Genomic DNA, 1,330 nt, shown 5'->3' on the forward strand with positions numbered 1-1,330 from the left:
CTACTAAGAATGGCTTGAATCTTCTGAGGTGGAATACGTTCTTGTAAAACACCAACGCCATAACTAATCAGCAAGAATAAAACAGTGAGCTCAACAGCGAGAAAAGCAAACATGCCTAAGCTTTCTCGCAGCATATCTAGTGTAAAGGTCATAATACTTCTCCAGTCAATCTATATTTCTAGAATAATCGAAATATAATGGTGTAATTTGAGTGCGTCAAGATATTTCTGGTAATATCGAAATATTATTTTGTTTGGTTGAATACAGTATGGACTTAGATAAAGCTGCAAAGGCACTAAAAGAACTAGGGCACCCAATTCGCTTGGCGATATATAAACGATTAGTGAAGGGCGGAGAGGCTGGTGTTCCGGTTGGTGTACTAAAAGATGAGCTAGATGTTCCTGGGTCAACGCTAACGCATCACATCAGCGGTTTGGCCTCTGCTGGCTTGATCGTTCAGCGAAGAGAAGGGCGAACGCTATATTGTGTCGCCCAGTATGCGGAGTTGGATGGCTTGATTACCTTCTTACAAGAGGAATGTTGTCAGGGCTAAGTGGCTACTCGCGATATTTTGCAGCGGTAATAAATTCCCCAAAGCTCTCGCACCACACCAAAACTGTGGTGTAGTCCTCAAGTACTACACCACTAGGAATATCCGCGATGAATCCGTCAAAGGTTTTGATGTCTGCTAGTTGAGGAGAGTTGTCTTTAATCGCCTCAAATTCGGCTTCGGTTTCAACAAATTCTTTCGTTAGATAAAGCTTGTAGTCGGGGCCGGGGGCCAGCTCTCCTTGAAAAGTGATGGTTGTAGGAGACAGTGAAACGTCGCCATCCCCCCAGTGAAAACGATCACTGCCTTTTAGTTCGCGTACAAAGGTAGCGGTGTAGCTAGCCGATTTGCTCGACTCAACAAGTTCTGCCTCTGAGGGAGCCGGTGGGGCAGTTAAAATTGGCAAGAAATAAATGCCTAAGCCGAAGCCAACGCCACCAACAATGATGTGGGTGACGAGCAAAATGGGGATGAGTGCTTTTTTCATAGTTGGTCCGAATAAATCATTGAGAATCGTCTAGACGATATAGACCCTAAATCTTCAGACTTTTATTCTAGCTTAAGTTCGCCAATTTAGATTTAGCGCTCAGCTTGGTTTTCACTAGCTCTCTTAATACATCACGCTTGATTGATTTATTAGTGAGTGCCGGCGCTTGCCACCACCAACCGGCATGTTGCATGGCGATTCCTGCCGCAACCATGCGTTTGATGACGGTTTCGAATTCCTCATCGCTGTAATTATGACTAAAGATAAAGCGTCCCGTGCCAATCCAAGGTAGT

At 44.5% G+C, this 1,330-nt stretch carries 3 protein-coding genes; 1 reads left to right on the forward strand and 2 read right to left on the reverse strand.

All coding sequences use genetic code 11. The features are described from left to right. The first annotated feature begins 211 nt into the window (after positions 1-211). Positions 212-553 (forward strand): ArsR/SmtB family transcription factor, encoded by a 342-nt coding sequence (locus A3738_RS05835; protein ID WP_369819776.1) that lies wholly within the window; start codon positions 212-214, stop codon positions 551-553. Positions 554-557: 4 nt separating this feature from the next. Here A3738_RS05835 and A3738_RS05840 read toward each other — a convergent pair whose 3' ends face one another. Beyond that, positions 558-1,037 carry a DM13 domain-containing protein gene (locus A3738_RS05840; protein ID WP_068477123.1) on the reverse strand — a complete coding sequence of 160 codons (480 nt, stop codon included), beginning with the start codon at positions 1,035-1,037 and terminating at the stop codon, positions 558-560. A gap of 67 nt (positions 1,038-1,104) precedes the next feature. Beyond that, positions 1,105-1,330: hypothetical protein (locus A3738_RS30660; RefSeq protein ID WP_197473637.1), on the reverse strand; the 226-nt coding region annotated here is incomplete at its 5' end.

This window comes from Oleiphilus sp. HI0066, from assembly GCF_001635725.1.